This is a genomic window from Paractinoplanes durhamensis (assembly GCF_016862175.1).
Taxonomy (GTDB): domain Bacteria; phylum Actinomycetota; class Actinomycetes; order Mycobacteriales; family Micromonosporaceae; genus Actinoplanes; species Actinoplanes durhamensis.
The window spans coordinates 221,263-236,367 of sequence record NZ_BOML01000058.1 but is presented as its reverse complement, the minus strand read 5'-3'; the positions used below and the strand labels follow the sequence as shown (position 1 = coordinate 236,367).

Below are 15,105 nucleotides of genomic sequence, written 5' to 3'. Positions count from 1 at the left end.
CTTTACGAGGCCCGGCCGATGCCGAGCCGATGCAGTTGGAAGAGCCAGCTCGCGACCGCGAGCAGCCCGCTGAGCCATCCCGCCCACCGCCGCCTTTTCGACGACCACGGCCGTGGTGACTCCAGTACACCCGTGGCACGCAACACCACGAGGGGAACGACGGCGACGGCAAGCGCCGCCAGGACGAAGATCAACGGGTTGGCGCCGAACGCCGCCCCGAACTCGCCCCGGACCAGCGCGACGGCCGCGGTCGTCAGACCGCATGCCGGGCACGGCACTCCGGTCAGCGTGCGCAGCGGGCACGGCAGGGAGGCGCCGGTGTGGTCGGTGAAGACCGGCCAGACCGCAGCACCGACCCCGACGAGCAGGCCGAAGGCGCCGACTCGCTCCGGGACGGAGAAGGTTCTCAGGAAAGACACCCCCGTGATCTTTATTTGGATGGCGCCGAGATAGTAATTGGCGAATTCGTCAGTGCGCGAGCCCCAAAAGAGCAGGTGACGTCCAACCGACACGCCAATTTTCAGACAGTTCCCAGCTGGATCGCCGTCTCAGGTTAGACATGTGTCGATTCAGTTCGTCCCTCCGGGGGTTTGAATCTTGCGCGCCAACAGGGCCAGGAGTAGGGCCGTCCGGTCCTGCGCCGATTCGAGATCGAGCCCGGTCAGCTGCGCCACCCGCGCCATCCGGTGCCGCAGTGTGTGGCGATGCACCCCGAGAGCTCTCGACGCAGTCCCCCAGACCCCGTTGTGCTGCAGGAAGACGTCCAGAGACGGTAGCAGCAGCGGGTGCTCCTGCAGTGGAGCGAGCAGGTCGTCGGCCAGGTGCGCCACCGCGGCCTGCATGCCCCGGACCGGCCACGCGGCCTTCCGGCACTGATCCTCAGCCCGGGCCGGCGAATGTCGCTGCCGCTGATGGCGCCGGGGACGGGGCTGGGAAGCGCACCTCGATCCGGAGGCCGCCGGCCGGCCCCGGGGATGCTTCGATCGTCGCGTCGTGGGCGGTCGCGATGGCCCGCACGATCGACAGGCCGAGACCGTGGTGTCCGGCCCGGCCGGTCGTGCGGTCCAGGCGCTGGAACGGCTCGAACAGGGCGTCCACCTTCTCCGGTTCGATGATTTCGCCGGTGTTCGCGACGGTCAGCACCGGCCGCCCGTCGCGGACCTCGGTGTGCACCTCCACCTCGCCGTCGTCGACGTTGTAGGCGACCGCGTTGTCGATCAGGTTGGCCACGAGGCGTTCGATCAGAGCCGGGTCGCCGGTCGTCGAGGCCGCATCGATGCGCTGCTCGAGGCGTACGCCGGCAAGCCGGGCCGTGGCGCGGTAAGCCGCCACCGTCCGCTCGGTGATGGCCGAGAGCGCGACCTCGTCGCGCCGATCCAGGCCCCGCTCGCTGCCCGCCAGGGTGAGCAGCGACTCCAGCATCGCCGCCTGTTGTTTCCGCAGTTCCAGCAGGCGCTCGAAGAGCGACCGGTAGTGCGGGAGGGTGGCCGTCCGGTCGGTCAGGATCTCCTCGATCAGCGCGTGCTCGACGGTGAGCGGGGTGCGCAGCTCGTGCGCGGCGTTCGCGACGAACCGCTTGTGCGCCGCGAGCGCCGTGTCCAGCCGCTGGAGCAGGCCGTCGACCGTGTCGGACAGATCCCGCAACTCGTCACGCGGACCGGTCGCGGCGAGCCGGTCGTGCACGTTGTGCGCCGAGATCCGTTGGATGGTCGTGGTCATCGTGCGCACCGGCCGCAGGATCCGGCCGGCCATCAACCAGCCCAGGGCCAGCGCCAGCACCGACACGATGGCCAGCGCCAGACCCGAGTAGGTGAGCAGTTCGTGCAGTTGCGCCGCGCGTTCCTGGCGCGCGAAGTCGGTGGCCCGCCGGGTCATGTCGTCGAGGATGTCGGCCGGCGGCGTGCCGTTCGCGCTGCCGGTTTCGCTGCCGCTGAAGTTCCGGAAGACCAGGGTGCGCCGGGAGTGGAAGATCAGTAAATAGGTGATGGTCAGCAGGGTCGCGCCGCTGACGATGAACAGGCCGCTGTAGAGCAGCGTGAGGCGGGTGCGCACGCGGGACACGGCGGTCAGATCCGGTAGCCGCTGCGCGGGATGGTCTCGATCAGCGGTGGGTCGCCGAGTTTGCCGCGCAGCCGGTTGATCGTCGATTTCACCGTGGTGGTGAACGGGTCGGCGGCTTCGTCCCAGACGTGTTCGAGCAACTCCTCGGTCGACACCACGCGGTGCCGGGCGGCCAGCAGGAACTCCAGCACCGCGAACTCCTTCGGGGTCAGGGCCAGGCGCGCGCCGGCCCGGGTGGCGACCCGCCGGGCCGGGTCGAGCTCCAGGTCATGGTGGGTGAGCATGGTCGGCGCGGCCGGTTGGCTGCGGCGGGCGATGGCTCGCACGCGAGCGATCAGTTCGGCGTACGCGAAGGGTTTCGGCAGGTAGTCGTCGGCGCCCAGGTTCAGCCCCTCGACCCGGTCGGCGAGGGTGCCGGAGGCGGTCAGCATCAGGATGCGTGGACCGGTCACCTGCCGGCAGACGTCGTCGCCGTGCACGACCGGCAGGTCGCGGTCGAGGACCAGCACGTCGTACTCGATGACGGTGGCTCGTTCCAGGGCGGCCCCACCGTCGTACACGACGTCGACGGCCATTCCCTCGCGCCGCAGCATCCGCCCGACCGAGTCGGCGAGCTCGATCTGATCCTCGGCCACCAGTACCCGCATGAGGCCAGCCTGCCCGATCTCCGGTCACAGCGAGGTCATCAAATCGCGTACCGGCCCGTGACCGCTCGGTCCGTAGAACTCATCGCCATGAGAAAACACGTATTCGTCGCACTGCTCGCCGTGGGCCTGCTCGCCGGCTGCGGCGGAGGGGACAAGAAGGACGAAGGCTCCGGTACGGACGACGCGGCCACCAAAGCCGTGAAGTACTCGCAGTGCATGCGGGAGAACGGCGTGCCCAGCTTCCCCGACCCGGTCAACGGGCGGATCCAGCTCAAGGTCGAGAAGGGCTCCGACCTCGACATGGCGAGCGAGGGCTTCAAGAAGGCGCAGGAGGCCTGCAAGGACCTCGCTCCGGCCGGTATCGGCACCGCCGGTCAGAACCCCGAGCAGCAGGAACGGATCCTCAAATGGGTGGCCTGCATGCGGCAGAACGGGGTGCCCGACATGCCGGATCCGCAGACCGACGGGCGGATGCTGATCGGGGCGGAGAACGGGATCGACCCGGAGTCGCAGGCTTTCAAGGATGCCCAGACCAAGTGCCGTGACCTGGCGCCGGGCGGGATGCCGGGCGGTGCGGGCTGATGCTGCGCTGGATCACGGCTCTCGTCGGGGTCGCTCTCCTCGGCGTGGGCGGCTGGTTCTTCTGGCCGCGCTCGGCGGCCGGCGAGACCCCGACGCCCGCGGCCGAGGTCGCGGTGGTGCCGGTCAAGCAGGGCACGCTGTCCGGACAGATAACCCAGAACGGCACCCTCGCGTACGCCGGACAGGCCGACGGCGGCGACTATCCGATCGTCAACCAGGCGACCGGCACCTACACGAAGCTGCCCTCGGCCGGCCAGGTCGCCGACTGCGGCAAGATCCTCTACTGGATCGACGACGAGCCGGTTCTGCTGCTCTGCGGCAGCCGCCCGCTCTATCGCGATCTCTACCAGGGCCGCGAGGGCTGGGACGTCGCGATGCTCAACAAGAACCTGCGCGCCCTCGGCTACGACGCCGACGACGGCGACGAGTTCACCGCCGAGACCGCCGACGGGCTGGCCGACCTGCAGGACGATCGGGGAGCCGACACCGGTGTGCTCCACGTCGGCGACGCGGTCGTGCTGCCCGGACCGGTGCGGATCGCCGCGGTGAGCGCGCAGCTCGGCACCCGGGCCGTCGCGGGCAGCCCGTTCGGCTCGGCGGTCACCACCCGGCGTGAGGTGACCGTGCAGCTCAACGCGTCCCAGCAGGCCCAGGTCAAGGTGGGCAACAAGGCGCAGATCACGCTGCCGGACAACCGGGTCGTGGCCGGCCGGGTGAGCCGGATCGGCGCGGTGGCGGTCGAGGGCAAGGACGGCAGCACGACCATCCCGGTCTATCTGGTGCTGGACAAGCCGGCCGAGGCCGGGAAGCTCGACGCCGCGCCGGTCCGGGTGCAGATCACCACGGCCGGGGTGAAGGGCGCGCTGATCGTGCCGGTCACCGCGCTGGTCGGCGCGGGCGGCGGCGGGTTCGCGGTCGAGCGCATCCGGGCCGACGGCGGCCGGGAGACCGTGCTGGTCAAGCTCGGCCTCTTCGACGACTCGGCCGGGCTGGTGCAGGTCACCGGCGATCTGACGGCCGGCGACCGAGTGGTGGTGCCGTCGGCATGATTCTCGAGTTGGCCGGTGTCACCAAGACCTACGGCGACGTGCCGGTGTTGCGCGGCATCGACCTGCAGGTCGACGAGGGCGAGCTGGTCGCGATCGTCGGCCCGTCCGGTTCCGGGAAGTCGACGTTGCTGCACGTCATGGGCACGCTCGAACGGCCGAGCGAGGGGGCGGTGCGGATCCGCGGCGTCGACGTGGCCGGGCTGAGCGACGAGAAGCTCGCCGACGTGCGGTCCCGCGACATCGGCTTCGTCTTCCAGCAGTTCTTCCTGTCCGCGCACACGACCGCGCTGGAGAACGTGGCCGACGGCATGCTCTACGCCGGGGTGCCCGTTCGCCGCCGCCGGCTCCGGGCCGCCGAGGCCCTGGAGCAGGTCGGCCTGGCCCATCGGGCGAACTTCCGCCCGTCGACGATGTCCGGCGGCGAGCGGCAGCGGGTGGCGATCGCCCGCGCGCTGGTCGGGAAACCGGCGATCGTGCTGGCCGACGAGCCGACCGGCAACCTCGACTCGGCCACCGGCGCCACCATCGTCACGCTGCTGCATGAACTCCACGCGGCCGGCGCGACCATTCTGGTGATCACCCACGACCACGATCTGGCGGCTCGGATGCCGCGTCAGGTGCAGGTTCTCGACGGGAAGATTGTGGGGGACAGCCATGCGGTTGCGGTTCTCTGACCAGGCCCGGGTCGCGAGCGCCGGGGTGCGGGCGCGCAAACTGCGGGCCACGCTGAGCGCGCTCGGCATCGCGATCGGAGTGGCGGCGATCGTGGCCGTGCTCGGGCTCTCCTCGTCGTCGCAGGCCGGGCTGCTCGCCGAGATCGACCGGCTCGGCACCAACCTGCTCACCGCGAGCAGCGGCCAGTCGTTCGGCGGCAGCGACGCGCAGCTGCCCCTCGAAGCGCCCGCCCGGGTCGGCAACCTCGCCGCGGTCGAGTCGGTGGCGCACACCGGCGATATCGCCGGAGCCAACGTCTACCGGACCCCGCTCATCCCGGCGGTGAGCACCAACGCTATCCAGGTGCGGGCGGCCAGCCTCAACCTGCTGTCGGTGGTGGCGACCGGGATGGCGAAGGGCCGCTGGCTGAACGAGGCCACGGCGACCCAGCCGGTGGCGGTGCTCGGCGCGACCGCCGCCAAGCGGCTCGGCTTCGACCGGGTCACCCCGGGGCAGCGAGTCTGGCTGGGCGGCCAGTGGTTCTACGTCGCCGGGATCCTCGCGCCGGCCAAGCTGGCGTCGGCCCTGGATACCAGTGTGCTGGTCGGCTATCCGGCCGCGCATCGTTACCTCGACCACGTGGCGATCGCGCAGGGCCGGGCGGTCGACGGGCCGCCGAGCAAGCTCTACGTGCGGGCCGCCACCGATCAGGTGACGCAGGTGCAGGCGGTGCTGGCGCAGACCGCCAACCCGGAATCACCGAACGAGGTCGACATCAGCCAGCCGTCCGACGCGCTCACCGCGCGGGCCGCGGCCGAGGGCGCCTTCGACAGCCTGTTCCTCGGGCTGGGCGTGGTGGCGCTGATCGTCGGCGCGGTCGGGGTAGCCAACATCATGATCATTTCGGTGCTGGAGCGGCGCTCGGAGATCGGCCTGCGTCGCGCGCTCGGCGCCACCCGGCGGCAGATCCGTGGCCAGTTCCTGGCCGAGGCGGTGCTGCTGACCGTGCTCGGCGGCACGGCCGGGGTGGCCGCCGGAATGATCGCGACCGTGGTCTACGCCCGGAACAAGGGCTGGCAGGTGGTGGTGCCGGTGGAGGCCTGGGCCGGCGGCATCGCGGCGGCCGTGCTGATCGGCGCCATCGCCGGGCTGGTCCCGGCGTTGCGCGCCGCACGCCTGTCCCCGACGGAGGCCTTACGCACGATCTGAGGTGGCCCGGCCGGATCTTCCAGGCGCAGCAATCGGGGAGGTAGGTTGACGCGGCTCACTGCCCACACTGGAGGTAGCCGCGAAAATGAGTACTCACCCCCTCGCCCGGTTGACCGCCGCGGAGATCGATAAGGCCCGGGAACTGCTGTCCGGCGTGCTGACCGAGAGCACGCGCTTCGCGTATGTCGGGCTGGCCGAGCCGGACAAACGGCCGGTGCTGGCCGGCGAGGCGGTGCCGCGCCAGGTGCGGGTGCTGCTGCTCGACCGGGCCACCGGCCTCGGCCGGGACTGCCTCGTCGACCTCACGGCCGGCGCGATCGCCTCGATCACCGAGGCGGACGCGACGATCGGCGGCCAGATGCCGATCCTCGACGAAGAGTTCATGGTCATCGAGGAGATCCTGGCCGAGTCGGCGGAGTGGCTGGCCGCCCTGGCCAAGCGCGGCCTGCCGGTCGAGGAGGTGCGGGCCTGCCCGCTGTCGGCCGGTCACTTCGACTACGAGGACGAAGCCGGCAAGCGGATGATCCGGGTGCTCGCCTTCCATCAGCCCGACCCGGCCGAGCTGGTCTGGGCGTACCCGATCGATGGTCTGGTCGCCTATGTGAACCTGACCGAGCGCACCGCGCACGCCGTCTACGACCACCAGGTCTTCCCGATTCCGCGGGAGAAGGCCGAGTGGGACGTGCCGGCCCGGGACACCCTGAAGACGATCGAGATCACCCAGCCGGACGGGCCCAGCTTCGCCGTCGAGGACGACGTGGTGACCTGGGAGAAGTGGCAGTTCCGGATCGGCTTCGACATGCGCGAGGGGCTGATCCTCAACCAGATCTCGTTCGACGGCCGGCCGATCGTCTACCGCGCCTCGATCGCCGAGATGGTGGTCCCGTACGCCGACCCGTCGCCGGCCCGCTTCTGGCAGAACTACTTCGACACCGGCGAGTACCTGTTCGCCCGCTACACCAACTCGCTCGAACTCGGCTGCGACTGCCTCGGCGAGATCCACTACTTCGACGCGACGCTGGCCGACGAGCAGGGCGCGCCGCGGTCGATCAACAACGCGATCTGCATGCACGAGGAGGACTACGGGGTGCTGTGGAAGCACACCGACCTCTTCAACGAGATGGCCGAGACCCGCCGCCAGCGACGCCTGGTGATCTCGTTCTTCGTCACGATCGGCAACTACGACTACGGCTTCTACTGGTATCTCTACCTGGACGGCACGATCCAGCTGGAGTCCAAGGCGACCGGCGTGGTGTTCACCTCGGCCTACCCGGGCGAGGGATACCCGTACGCCACCGAGATCGCGCCCGGTCTCGGCGCGCCCTTCCACCAGCACCTGTTCTCGGCGCGCCTGGACATGACCGTGGACGGCGTGAACAACGCGGTCGACGAGGTGGACGCGGTGCGGGTGCCGGTCGGACCGGACAACCCGTACGGCAACGCGTTCGGCCGGCGCAGCACCCGGCTCGCGACCGAGTCGGCGGCGCAGCGGCTCGCCGACCCGGCGGCCGGGCGGGTCTGGCACATCGTCAACCCGGAGGTCACCAACCGGCTCGGCCGGCCGGTCGGCTACGCGCTGCACCCGGCCGGGCTGCCGGTGCTGCTGGCCGACGAGTCGTCGTCGATCCATGCCCGGGCGACCTTCGCGACCAAGCATCTGTGGGTCACGAAGTATTCGCCGGACGAGCGCTACCCGGCCGGTGACCTGGTCAACCAGAGCCACGCCGGGGACGGGCTGCCGGCCTGGACGGCGGCCGACCGGCCGATCGACGGCGAGGACATCGTCGTGTGGCACACGTTCGGCCTGACCCACTTCCCGCGGCCGGAGGACTGGCCGATCATGCCGGTCGACTACGCCGGTTTCACCCTCAAGCCGTACGGCTTCTTCGACCGCAACCCCGCGCTGGACGTCCCGAAGTCGACCGCCAAGCACTGCCACTGATCGAACGGCGTGCGGGCCTTTCGTCTCTACAGGGCCTGCCGTTCACGCGCTGTGTGTCGGCCGTGTACTGAGAGGCTTCAATCTCTTGGCGCGCGGCCGCTCACCAAGATCGGATATCCCCTCGCGCATCCCGCTGAGGAAAGAGCCGGTCCGGTGGCTGCTGCGCGATTTCGGATCATGCGACACCGGTCGGACGGCCGGCTGAGCTGGCGCCTGCTGGCCACCAACAACCGCGACCTCGGCCGGGCCCCGGCCACCTACGTCGATGCCGAGACCTGCCGCGACGCCGTGCGCTGGCTGCAGAAGAACATCGACGACCTGCGCGTGTCCATTCACCGCGCGAGCCCCTCGTCGTGGAGCTGGCGGATCGCCGCCGGCGACGACGTGGTCGCTCTCTCCAGCCGTGACTATCAGCGGCGCATCCAGGCCGAACAGGCTGCCTCGATCGTGGTCGAACTCATCCCGGATGCCGAGTTGGCCGGGATGGATCAGTCCCGTCGCTGATTGCCCGTTCCCGCTGGAAAACATTTTTCACATTCGTCCGTCGTTCACCGAAGCCCGGCCTGGAGTCCAACCAGCCTCGTTTCGCTGAGCCCGCACAGAGTTACTCGAGAGTCACCAGGGGCGGGGAACGTATGACGAGCGCTGTGGCGACGCCGGAGCGGCGACGCCGGCTCCGGCCGTCCGGCGGGCCGGACCGGGTCTTCCGGGTCGTGTTGCGACTGGCCGGCGCGGCCGTGCTGGTGCTGATGGCGATGGTCGGCACGTTCCTGTTCACCAAGGCGGTCAGCGCGCTGCGGGTGGCCGGCTGGTCGTTCCTGACCACCGAGGAGTGGGAGCCGGACTCGGGCCGCTTCGGCATCGCGGCCGTGCTCACCGGCACGATCCTGATCGCGAGCGTGGCGATCAGCATCGCGGTTCCGCTGGCCACCGGCATGGCGCTCTATGTCTCCGAGTACGCCCCGGGCCGGGTCCGGCGGATTTTGATCAACATGATCGACCTGATGGCGGCCGTGCCCAGCGTCGTCTACGGCCTGTGGGGCTTCGCCTTCCTGCAGGCCCACATGATCGGCCTGGCCCGCTGGCTGTCCACCTACTTCGCCTGGTTCCCGCTCTTCAAGGTGACCGGCTCCGACCCGCGCGACCCGCTCGCCACCGAGACCGTCTACACCTCGTCGACCTTCATCGCCGGCCTGGTGGTCGCGCTGATGGTGGCGCCGGTGATCTGCTCGATCATGCGGGAGGCGTTCTCCCAGGCCCCGATCGGCGAGCGCGAGGGAGCGTACGCACTCGGCGCGACCCGCTGGGGCATGATCCGCTCGGTCGTCCTGCCGTTCGGCAAGGGCGGCATGATCGGCGGCACCATGCTCGGGCTCGGCCGGGCCCTCGGCGAGACCATCGCCGTCTACCTGATCATCTCGCCGGTCTTCGTGATCCAGCCGCACGTGCTGCAGAACGGCGCCAACTCGGTGTCCGCCCTGATCGCCCTGCGCTACGGCGAGTCCGGCCCGATGGCGCTGTCCGCGCTGATGGCGGCCGGTGTCGCTCTGTTCCTGCTGACCCTGGTGGTCAACTTCGCGGCCGGCTCGATCGTGGCCCGCAGCCGTTCCGGCGCCGAGAGCGAGGCGTGATGACCGTCGTCCCCCACCGTGTCCCGGGCGCGCAGCCCGAGCCCGACGTTGCCGAGACCCGCCGGGACACCGCCACCATCTCCGGCGACGACGTCCTGGTCGCGCTGGGTGCGATGGCCGCGGCGATCAGCATCACGGCGCTGATCTTCTACTGGATCGCGCCCTTCTCCGGCGTACTCGGCTTCGTCGTGGTCTCGTTCGTGATGTTCCTGGCGCTCTATGCCGCGCTGGTCTGGCTGGACGGCGACGGCCCGGCGGTGCGGGACCGGATCGTCGGCGCCGCGGTGCACGGGATCGCCGCCCTACTGATCATGGCGCTCGTCTTCGTCGTGGTGTTCACGCTGCTCAAGGGCTATCGGGCGCTGATCCACCCGAATTTCTTCACGCAGGACCTGACCAAGGCCGGGCCGCTCGAACCGCTCACCGTCGGCGGCGGCCTGCACGCGGTGGTCGGCACCCTCGAGCAGATCGGGTTGGCGCTGGTCATCACCGTCCCGCTCGGACTGCTCTGCGCGCTGTTCCTCTCCGAGCTGCGCGGCGGCTTCACCCGCTTCGTGCGGACGATCGTCGAGGCGATGACCGCGCTGCCGTCGATCGTGGCCGGCCTGTTCATCTACGCCACCGTGCTGCTGATCCTCGGCTTCGAGAAGTCCGGCTTCGCGGCCTCGCTCGCGATCAGCGTGATGATGCTGCCGATCATGATTCGCGCCTCCGACGTGGTGCTGCGGCTGGTCCCCGGTCACCTCAAGGAGGCGTCGCTGGCGCTGGGGGCGAGCCGCTGGCGGACCGTACGCACGGTGGTGCTGCCCACCGCGCGACCCGGTCTCGCCACCGCGGTCATCCTGGCCACCGCCCGCGGCATCGGCGAGACGTCACCGGTGCTGCTGACCGCCGGCTACTCGGCGGCCCTGAACCCCGACCCGTTCCACGGTCCGCAGGTGTCGCTGCCGCTGGCCACCTTCACGCTGATCAAGTCGCCGCAGCCGAACGTGGTGGCGCGCGGCTTCGGCACCGCGGCGCTGCTGCTCGGCCTGGTGCTGCTGCTGTTCATCGTGGCCCGGCTGATCGGTGGCCGAGGCCCGCAGGACCTGTCCAAGCGGCAGGCGCGACGGCGGGCCCGGATGTCGGCCCGTGACGTGGCCCGATTCACCCGGCAGCAGCAGCGCCTCGCCCAGCAATTCGCGCAACAAGGAGTGAACACAAGTGAGTAAGAGGCGCGCCCTCCTTGCGGTGGCGGCGGTACTTGTCCTGTTCTTCGCGGGCCAGACTCCGGCGATGGCGGCCGCCTATGTGCCGATCAACGGCGCGGGCTCCACCTGGAGCGAGAACGCGATCCGGCAGTGGGCGTCCAACGTCGAGCAGTACGGCATGCGGATCAACTACGACGGCACCGGCTCGACCAACGGCCGGAACCAGTTCGCGAGCGGGCTCACCGACTTCGGCGTGTCCGAGATCCCGTACGGCAAGGACGACGGCGCGGCCAGCGAGGCGCGACCGAAGTTCCCGTTCGCCTACATGCCGATCGTGGCCGGCGGTACGTCGTTCATGTACAACCTGAAGATCGGCAACAGCCGGGTGACCAACCTGCGGCTGTCCGGGGACACGCTCGCGAAGATCTTCACGAACGTGATCACCAACTGGAACGATCCGGCGATCAAGGCGGACAACCCGGGGCTGGTCCTGCCGGGCCGCAAGATCGTGCCGGTGGTCCGGTCCGACGGATCCGGCACGACCGCCCAGTTCACCACGTGGATGGTGAACCAGTACCCGTCGATCTGGAACGCCTACTGCGCCAAGGCCGGCCGCAAGACGCCGTGCGGGGTCACCTCGAGCTACCCGCTGGTGCCCGGCACCTCGACCACCGCGCAGTCCAGCTCGACCGGCGTCTCCGGCTACGTCTCGCAGGACTCCAGCGTCGGCTCGATCACCTACGTCGAGTACTCGTACGCCCTGAACCTGCACTTCCCGGTCGCGAAGCTGCGCAACAAGAGCGACTACTTCGTCGAGCCGACCGCGCGCTCGGTGGCGGTCGCCCTGCTGTCCGCGAAGATCAACACGAACAAGAGCTCGGGCGACTACCTCACCCAGGACCTGACCGGGGTCTACAACAGCGGGGACGCGCGCACCTACCCGCTGTCCAGCTACAGCTACATGCTGATCCCGGTCGACCAGGAGAACACCCGGTTCAAGGTGGCCAAGGGCAAGACGCTCGGCGACTTCTCCTACTACTTCCTCTGCGAGGGCCAGCAGCAGGCCGACCAGCTCGGCTACTCGCCGCTGCCGATCAACCTGGTCCAGGCCGGTCTCGACCAGGTGCGCCGGATCCCGGGCGTGGACGCGCAGAACGTCAACATCGCCAAGTGCAACAACCCGACCTTCTCCAAGGACGGGTCGAACACGCTGGCCAAGACCGCGCCCTACCCGCAGACCTGCGACAAGGTCGGCACCACCCAGTGCGCCACCGGCACCGGCGGCGCCAAGGCCAACACCCCGACGTCCAACGGCGGCAGCAAGAACACCCCGGGGACGGCGGCCACCACCAAGCCCGGCGCCAACCCGTCCGGGTCCACCCCGACCGCCGCCGCGAGCACCGGCACCGGGACAACCGGGGGCGGCGCCGCCATCGACCCGGACACCGGCCAGGCGGTCGGCGGCACCGGGGGCGGCGGCACCGACAACGCCGCGGCCATCCCGGTCTCGCTGAGCTCCCAGCTCGACCCGACCCTCAAGACCGTGCTGATCGTGGTGGCCTGCGGGCTCCTGCTCGGCCTCACCGTGGGCCCGCCGCTGGTGGCCCGCATGGTCAACCGTGGAGGCCGGCCATGACCCGCCGCTGGATCGCCGCGCTGATCGTTCTCGCGCTCACCGCCATCGTCTATCCCCAGGCCCCGGCCCGGGCGGCCGACGAGGCGACCACCGTCTCCGGCACCGGCGAGTTCGCCGACCTCAAGGTCACGGTCAGCCAGACCAGCAACCTGATCAACCAGGTGGTCTCGGTCTCCTGGACCGGCGGCAAGCCCACCGTGGACACCAGCGTCTACCTCGACTATCTGCAGATCATGCAGTGCTGGGGCGACCCGGTGACCGGTCCGGACCGCACCCAGTGCCAGTACGGCGCGCTGTTCACCGACACCCGCGGCGGCACCTGGACCGGCTCCCGGCAGGTCAGCTACGGCGGCATCTTCGGTGAAGGCTGGACCGATCCGAACGAGCCGATCAAGCCGGCGCCCGGCGAGAACGCGTTCGTGCCGTTCGCCTCGGTCACCGGCGGAACGGTCACCGCGGGCAACGGCGGCGAGTTCTTCGACGCCAGCACGACCAACGAGATCCCCTACGGCCGGACCCTCGCCAACGGCACCGGCCAGGAGTTCTTCGAGGTGCAGACCGGCACCGAGGCGCCCGGCCTGGGCTGCGGCGAGGAGCTGGCCGACGGCACCGCCCGGCCCTGCTACCTGGTGGTCGTGCCGCGCGGCGAGACCGAGATCAACGGCAGCACCGGCGACAAGCGGCCGCACAACTGGCTCGACACGTCGCCGCTGGAGGCGACGAACTGGGCCAACAAGATCGTCGTACCGCTCAAGTTCCAGACCATCGGCAAGGCCTGCCCGATCGGCTCGGCCGAGCGGCGGACCGTCGGCGCCGAGGCGATGACCGAGGCCATGCTGCGCTGGCAGCCCACGCTCTGCGCCGGGACGAGCGCCACGGTGTACGGCTATTCGCAGGTCACCGACGACATCGCGCGGACCCGGCTGGCCGGCACCGACCCGGGCATGATCTTCGTGAACTCGCCGGCCGCGCCCGCGGCGACCACCAACCCGCAGGTGTACGCGCCGGTGGCGGTCTCCGGCCTGACCATCGCGCTCAACCTGGAGTGGCAGTCCGGCTTCGACGCCACCGACGAGGAACGGTTACGCGAGGGCCGGCGGCTCGCCGACCTCAAACTGACCCCGCGCCTGGTCGCCAAGCTGCTCACCCAGTCCTATCTGTCCGGTGCCGACCTCAACCGCACCACGATCCGGGGCAATCCGCAGACGATCAGCTCCGACCCGGAGTTCATCCAGCTCAACCCGGACTTCGCCAAGCAGCTCAACCTGCCGATCGGCGACATGCTGGTGCCGCTGGGCCAGACCGACCTGGCCACCCGGCTGTGGCAGTGGATCCTCGCCGACTCGGAGGCCAAGGCGTTCCTGACCGGCAGCCCCGACCCGTGGGGGATGAAGGTCAACCCGGTCTACGCGTCGCAGAGCTGGCCGCAGGACAACTTCCCGAAGAGCGACCTCTACTGCATCGCGCTGCGGGCCGACGACCAGAAGGACCACGACTGGTGCACGCTCGACATGCACCCGTACGCCAACAACATGCACGACACCGCCCGGTACGCGGCCCGCGGCGACACCCTGGTCCGCAACGCCACCTCCCGGGACGCGGTCGGCGCGGTGATCGGCTGGAAGAAGGGTGCCCCGCAGGCGCCCGGCAAGCGCGCGGTCCTGGCGGTCACCGACGTGGCCACCGCCGACCGGTACGGCCTGCCGATGGCCCAGCTGCGCAACAAGGCCGGCGCGTTCGTGGCGCCCAGCACCGCGAGCCTGGTCGCCGGGGTGACCACGATGACCCAGTCGAAGACCGTGCCGAACGTGCTCGAACCCAACCCGGCCAGCACGAACGCGGCGGCCTACCCGCTGACCACGGTGGTCTACGCGGGCACCGTGCCGGCCGCGATCACCGCCGAGGCCGGCGCGGACTACGCGGACCTGCTGCGCTACGCGGCCGCCGACGGGCAGACCCCGGGCGTGCACCCCGGCACCCTGCCCTACGGCTACGCCCCGATGCCGGAAGCGCTGCGCGCGCTGACCGTGCGGGCCGCCACCCAGATCCAGGAGAACGCCGGCAAGGTGCCGACCCCGGCCGCGGTCGCGACGACCACCCCGGTCGGCGGCGGCAGCGCGACCGGCGTGCCGGCCCCGGCCAAGAGCACGGCCGCGGCCGCACCGGACACCGGCGACAAGCCGAGCCTGGCCGTCCCGGCCGCGACGCCGACCGGCCACGGCTCGCCGGTGCCGGTCGCCCAGACCAACCCGACGCCGGGACATCCGGTCGGGAATCTGCGCTATGCCCTGATCGTCGCGCTGGCCGTCGGGCTGGCCGCGGCGCTCGCCGGGCCGATCTTCCTGCTGCGGGCCGGCCGGGCCCGGAGAGGGGGCCGGTGAAATGCCGAACGTCTGTGGCCAGGAGCGCCAACTCCTGGCCACAGCACCGGCAGTGACTGCTGCCGGAAAGAGCGGCCGGGCATCAGCCCGGCGCGCGCAATCGCACAGAAAAGGATAGCCGCA

General features: G+C 70.3%; 14 protein-coding genes. 10 read left to right on the top strand and 4 right to left on the bottom strand.

Going from position 1 to position 15,105, the window contains the following annotated elements; genetic code table 11:
- Positions 1 to 2: 2 nt before the first annotated feature.
- From Adu01nite_RS36505 to Adu01nite_RS36490, 4 genes are all read right to left on the bottom strand, one after another.
- Positions 3 to 419: a DUF2752 domain-containing protein gene (locus Adu01nite_RS36505; RefSeq protein ID WP_239132965.1), complete on the bottom strand. Its 417-nt coding sequence runs from the start codon at positions 417 to 419 to the stop codon at positions 3 to 5.
- Positions 420 to 569: 150 nt separating this feature from the next.
- Complete coding sequence (locus tag Adu01nite_RS36500; protein WP_203733856.1) at positions 570 to 842, bottom strand: helix-turn-helix domain-containing protein; 273 nt, start codon at positions 840 to 842, stop codon at positions 570 to 572.
- A gap of 37 nt (positions 843 to 879) precedes the next feature.
- Positions 880 to 2,052 carry a sensor histidine kinase gene (locus Adu01nite_RS36495; RefSeq protein ID WP_239132964.1) on the bottom strand — a complete coding sequence of 391 codons (1,173 nt, stop codon included), beginning with the start codon at positions 2,050 to 2,052 and terminating at the stop codon, positions 880 to 882.
- A 14-nt stretch (positions 2,053 to 2,066) separates the two neighbouring features.
- Entirely contained in the window at positions 2,067 to 2,708 is a 642-nt protein-coding gene (locus Adu01nite_RS36490) for a response regulator transcription factor (protein WP_203733855.1), read from the bottom strand.
- Positions 2,709 to 2,795: 87 nt separating this feature from the next.
- Between Adu01nite_RS36490 and Adu01nite_RS36485 the strand changes: the two genes are divergently transcribed.
- The 10 genes from Adu01nite_RS36485 (at position 2,796) to Adu01nite_RS36440 (ending at position 14,982) form a co-directional block, all read left to right on the top strand.
- Complete coding sequence (locus tag Adu01nite_RS36485; RefSeq protein WP_203733854.1) at positions 2,796 to 3,290, top strand: hypothetical protein; 495 nt, start codon at positions 2,796 to 2,798, stop codon at positions 3,288 to 3,290.
- Complete coding sequence (locus Adu01nite_RS36480) at positions 3,290 to 4,339, top strand: efflux RND transporter periplasmic adaptor subunit (RefSeq protein ID WP_203733853.1); 1,050 nt, start codon at positions 3,290 to 3,292, stop codon at positions 4,337 to 4,339. Before Adu01nite_RS36485 ends, Adu01nite_RS36480 begins: the two co-directional genes overlap by 1 nt.
- Entirely contained in the window at positions 4,336 to 5,013 is a 678-nt protein-coding gene (locus tag Adu01nite_RS36475) for an ABC transporter ATP-binding protein (RefSeq protein WP_203733852.1), read from the top strand. The genes Adu01nite_RS36480 and Adu01nite_RS36475 overlap by 4 nt, the downstream gene beginning before the upstream one ends.
- Positions 4,994 to 6,202, top strand: a complete 1,209-nt coding sequence (locus tag Adu01nite_RS36470; RefSeq protein WP_203733851.1) for an ABC transporter permease — start codon at positions 4,994 to 4,996, stop codon at positions 6,200 to 6,202. The genes Adu01nite_RS36475 and Adu01nite_RS36470 overlap by 20 nt, the downstream gene beginning before the upstream one ends.
- 85 nt (positions 6,203 to 6,287) lie before the next feature.
- The gene (locus Adu01nite_RS36465; RefSeq protein ID WP_203733850.1) at positions 6,288 to 8,144 is read left to right on the top strand and encodes a primary-amine oxidase; all 1,857 of its coding nucleotides are present in this window, start codon (positions 6,288 to 6,290) and stop codon (positions 8,142 to 8,144) included.
- Between the two features lie 177 nt (positions 8,145 to 8,321).
- Complete coding sequence (locus Adu01nite_RS36460; RefSeq protein WP_203733849.1) at positions 8,322 to 8,648, top strand: hypothetical protein; 327 nt, start codon at positions 8,322 to 8,324, stop codon at positions 8,646 to 8,648.
- A 131-nt stretch (positions 8,649 to 8,779) separates the two neighbouring features.
- Entirely contained in the window at positions 8,780 to 9,775 is a 996-nt protein-coding gene (gene pstC, locus Adu01nite_RS36455) for a phosphate ABC transporter permease subunit PstC (RefSeq protein WP_203733848.1), read from the top strand.
- Complete coding sequence (gene pstA / locus Adu01nite_RS36450) at positions 9,775 to 10,986, top strand: phosphate ABC transporter permease PstA (protein ID WP_239132963.1); 1,212 nt, start codon at positions 9,775 to 9,777, stop codon at positions 10,984 to 10,986. The genes pstC and pstA overlap by 1 nt, the downstream gene beginning before the upstream one ends.
- Positions 10,979 to 12,601 (top strand): phosphate ABC transporter substrate-binding protein PstS, encoded by a 1,623-nt coding sequence (gene pstS / locus Adu01nite_RS36445; protein WP_239132962.1) that lies wholly within the window; start codon positions 10,979 to 10,981, stop codon positions 12,599 to 12,601. Before pstA ends, pstS begins: the two co-directional genes overlap by 8 nt.
- The gene (locus tag Adu01nite_RS36440) at positions 12,598 to 14,982 is read left to right on the top strand and encodes a hypothetical protein (RefSeq protein ID WP_203733847.1); all 2,385 of its coding nucleotides are present in this window, start codon (positions 12,598 to 12,600) and stop codon (positions 14,980 to 14,982) included. The genes pstS and Adu01nite_RS36440 overlap by 4 nt, the downstream gene beginning before the upstream one ends.
- The last annotated feature ends 123 nt before the right edge of the window (positions 14,983 to 15,105 follow it).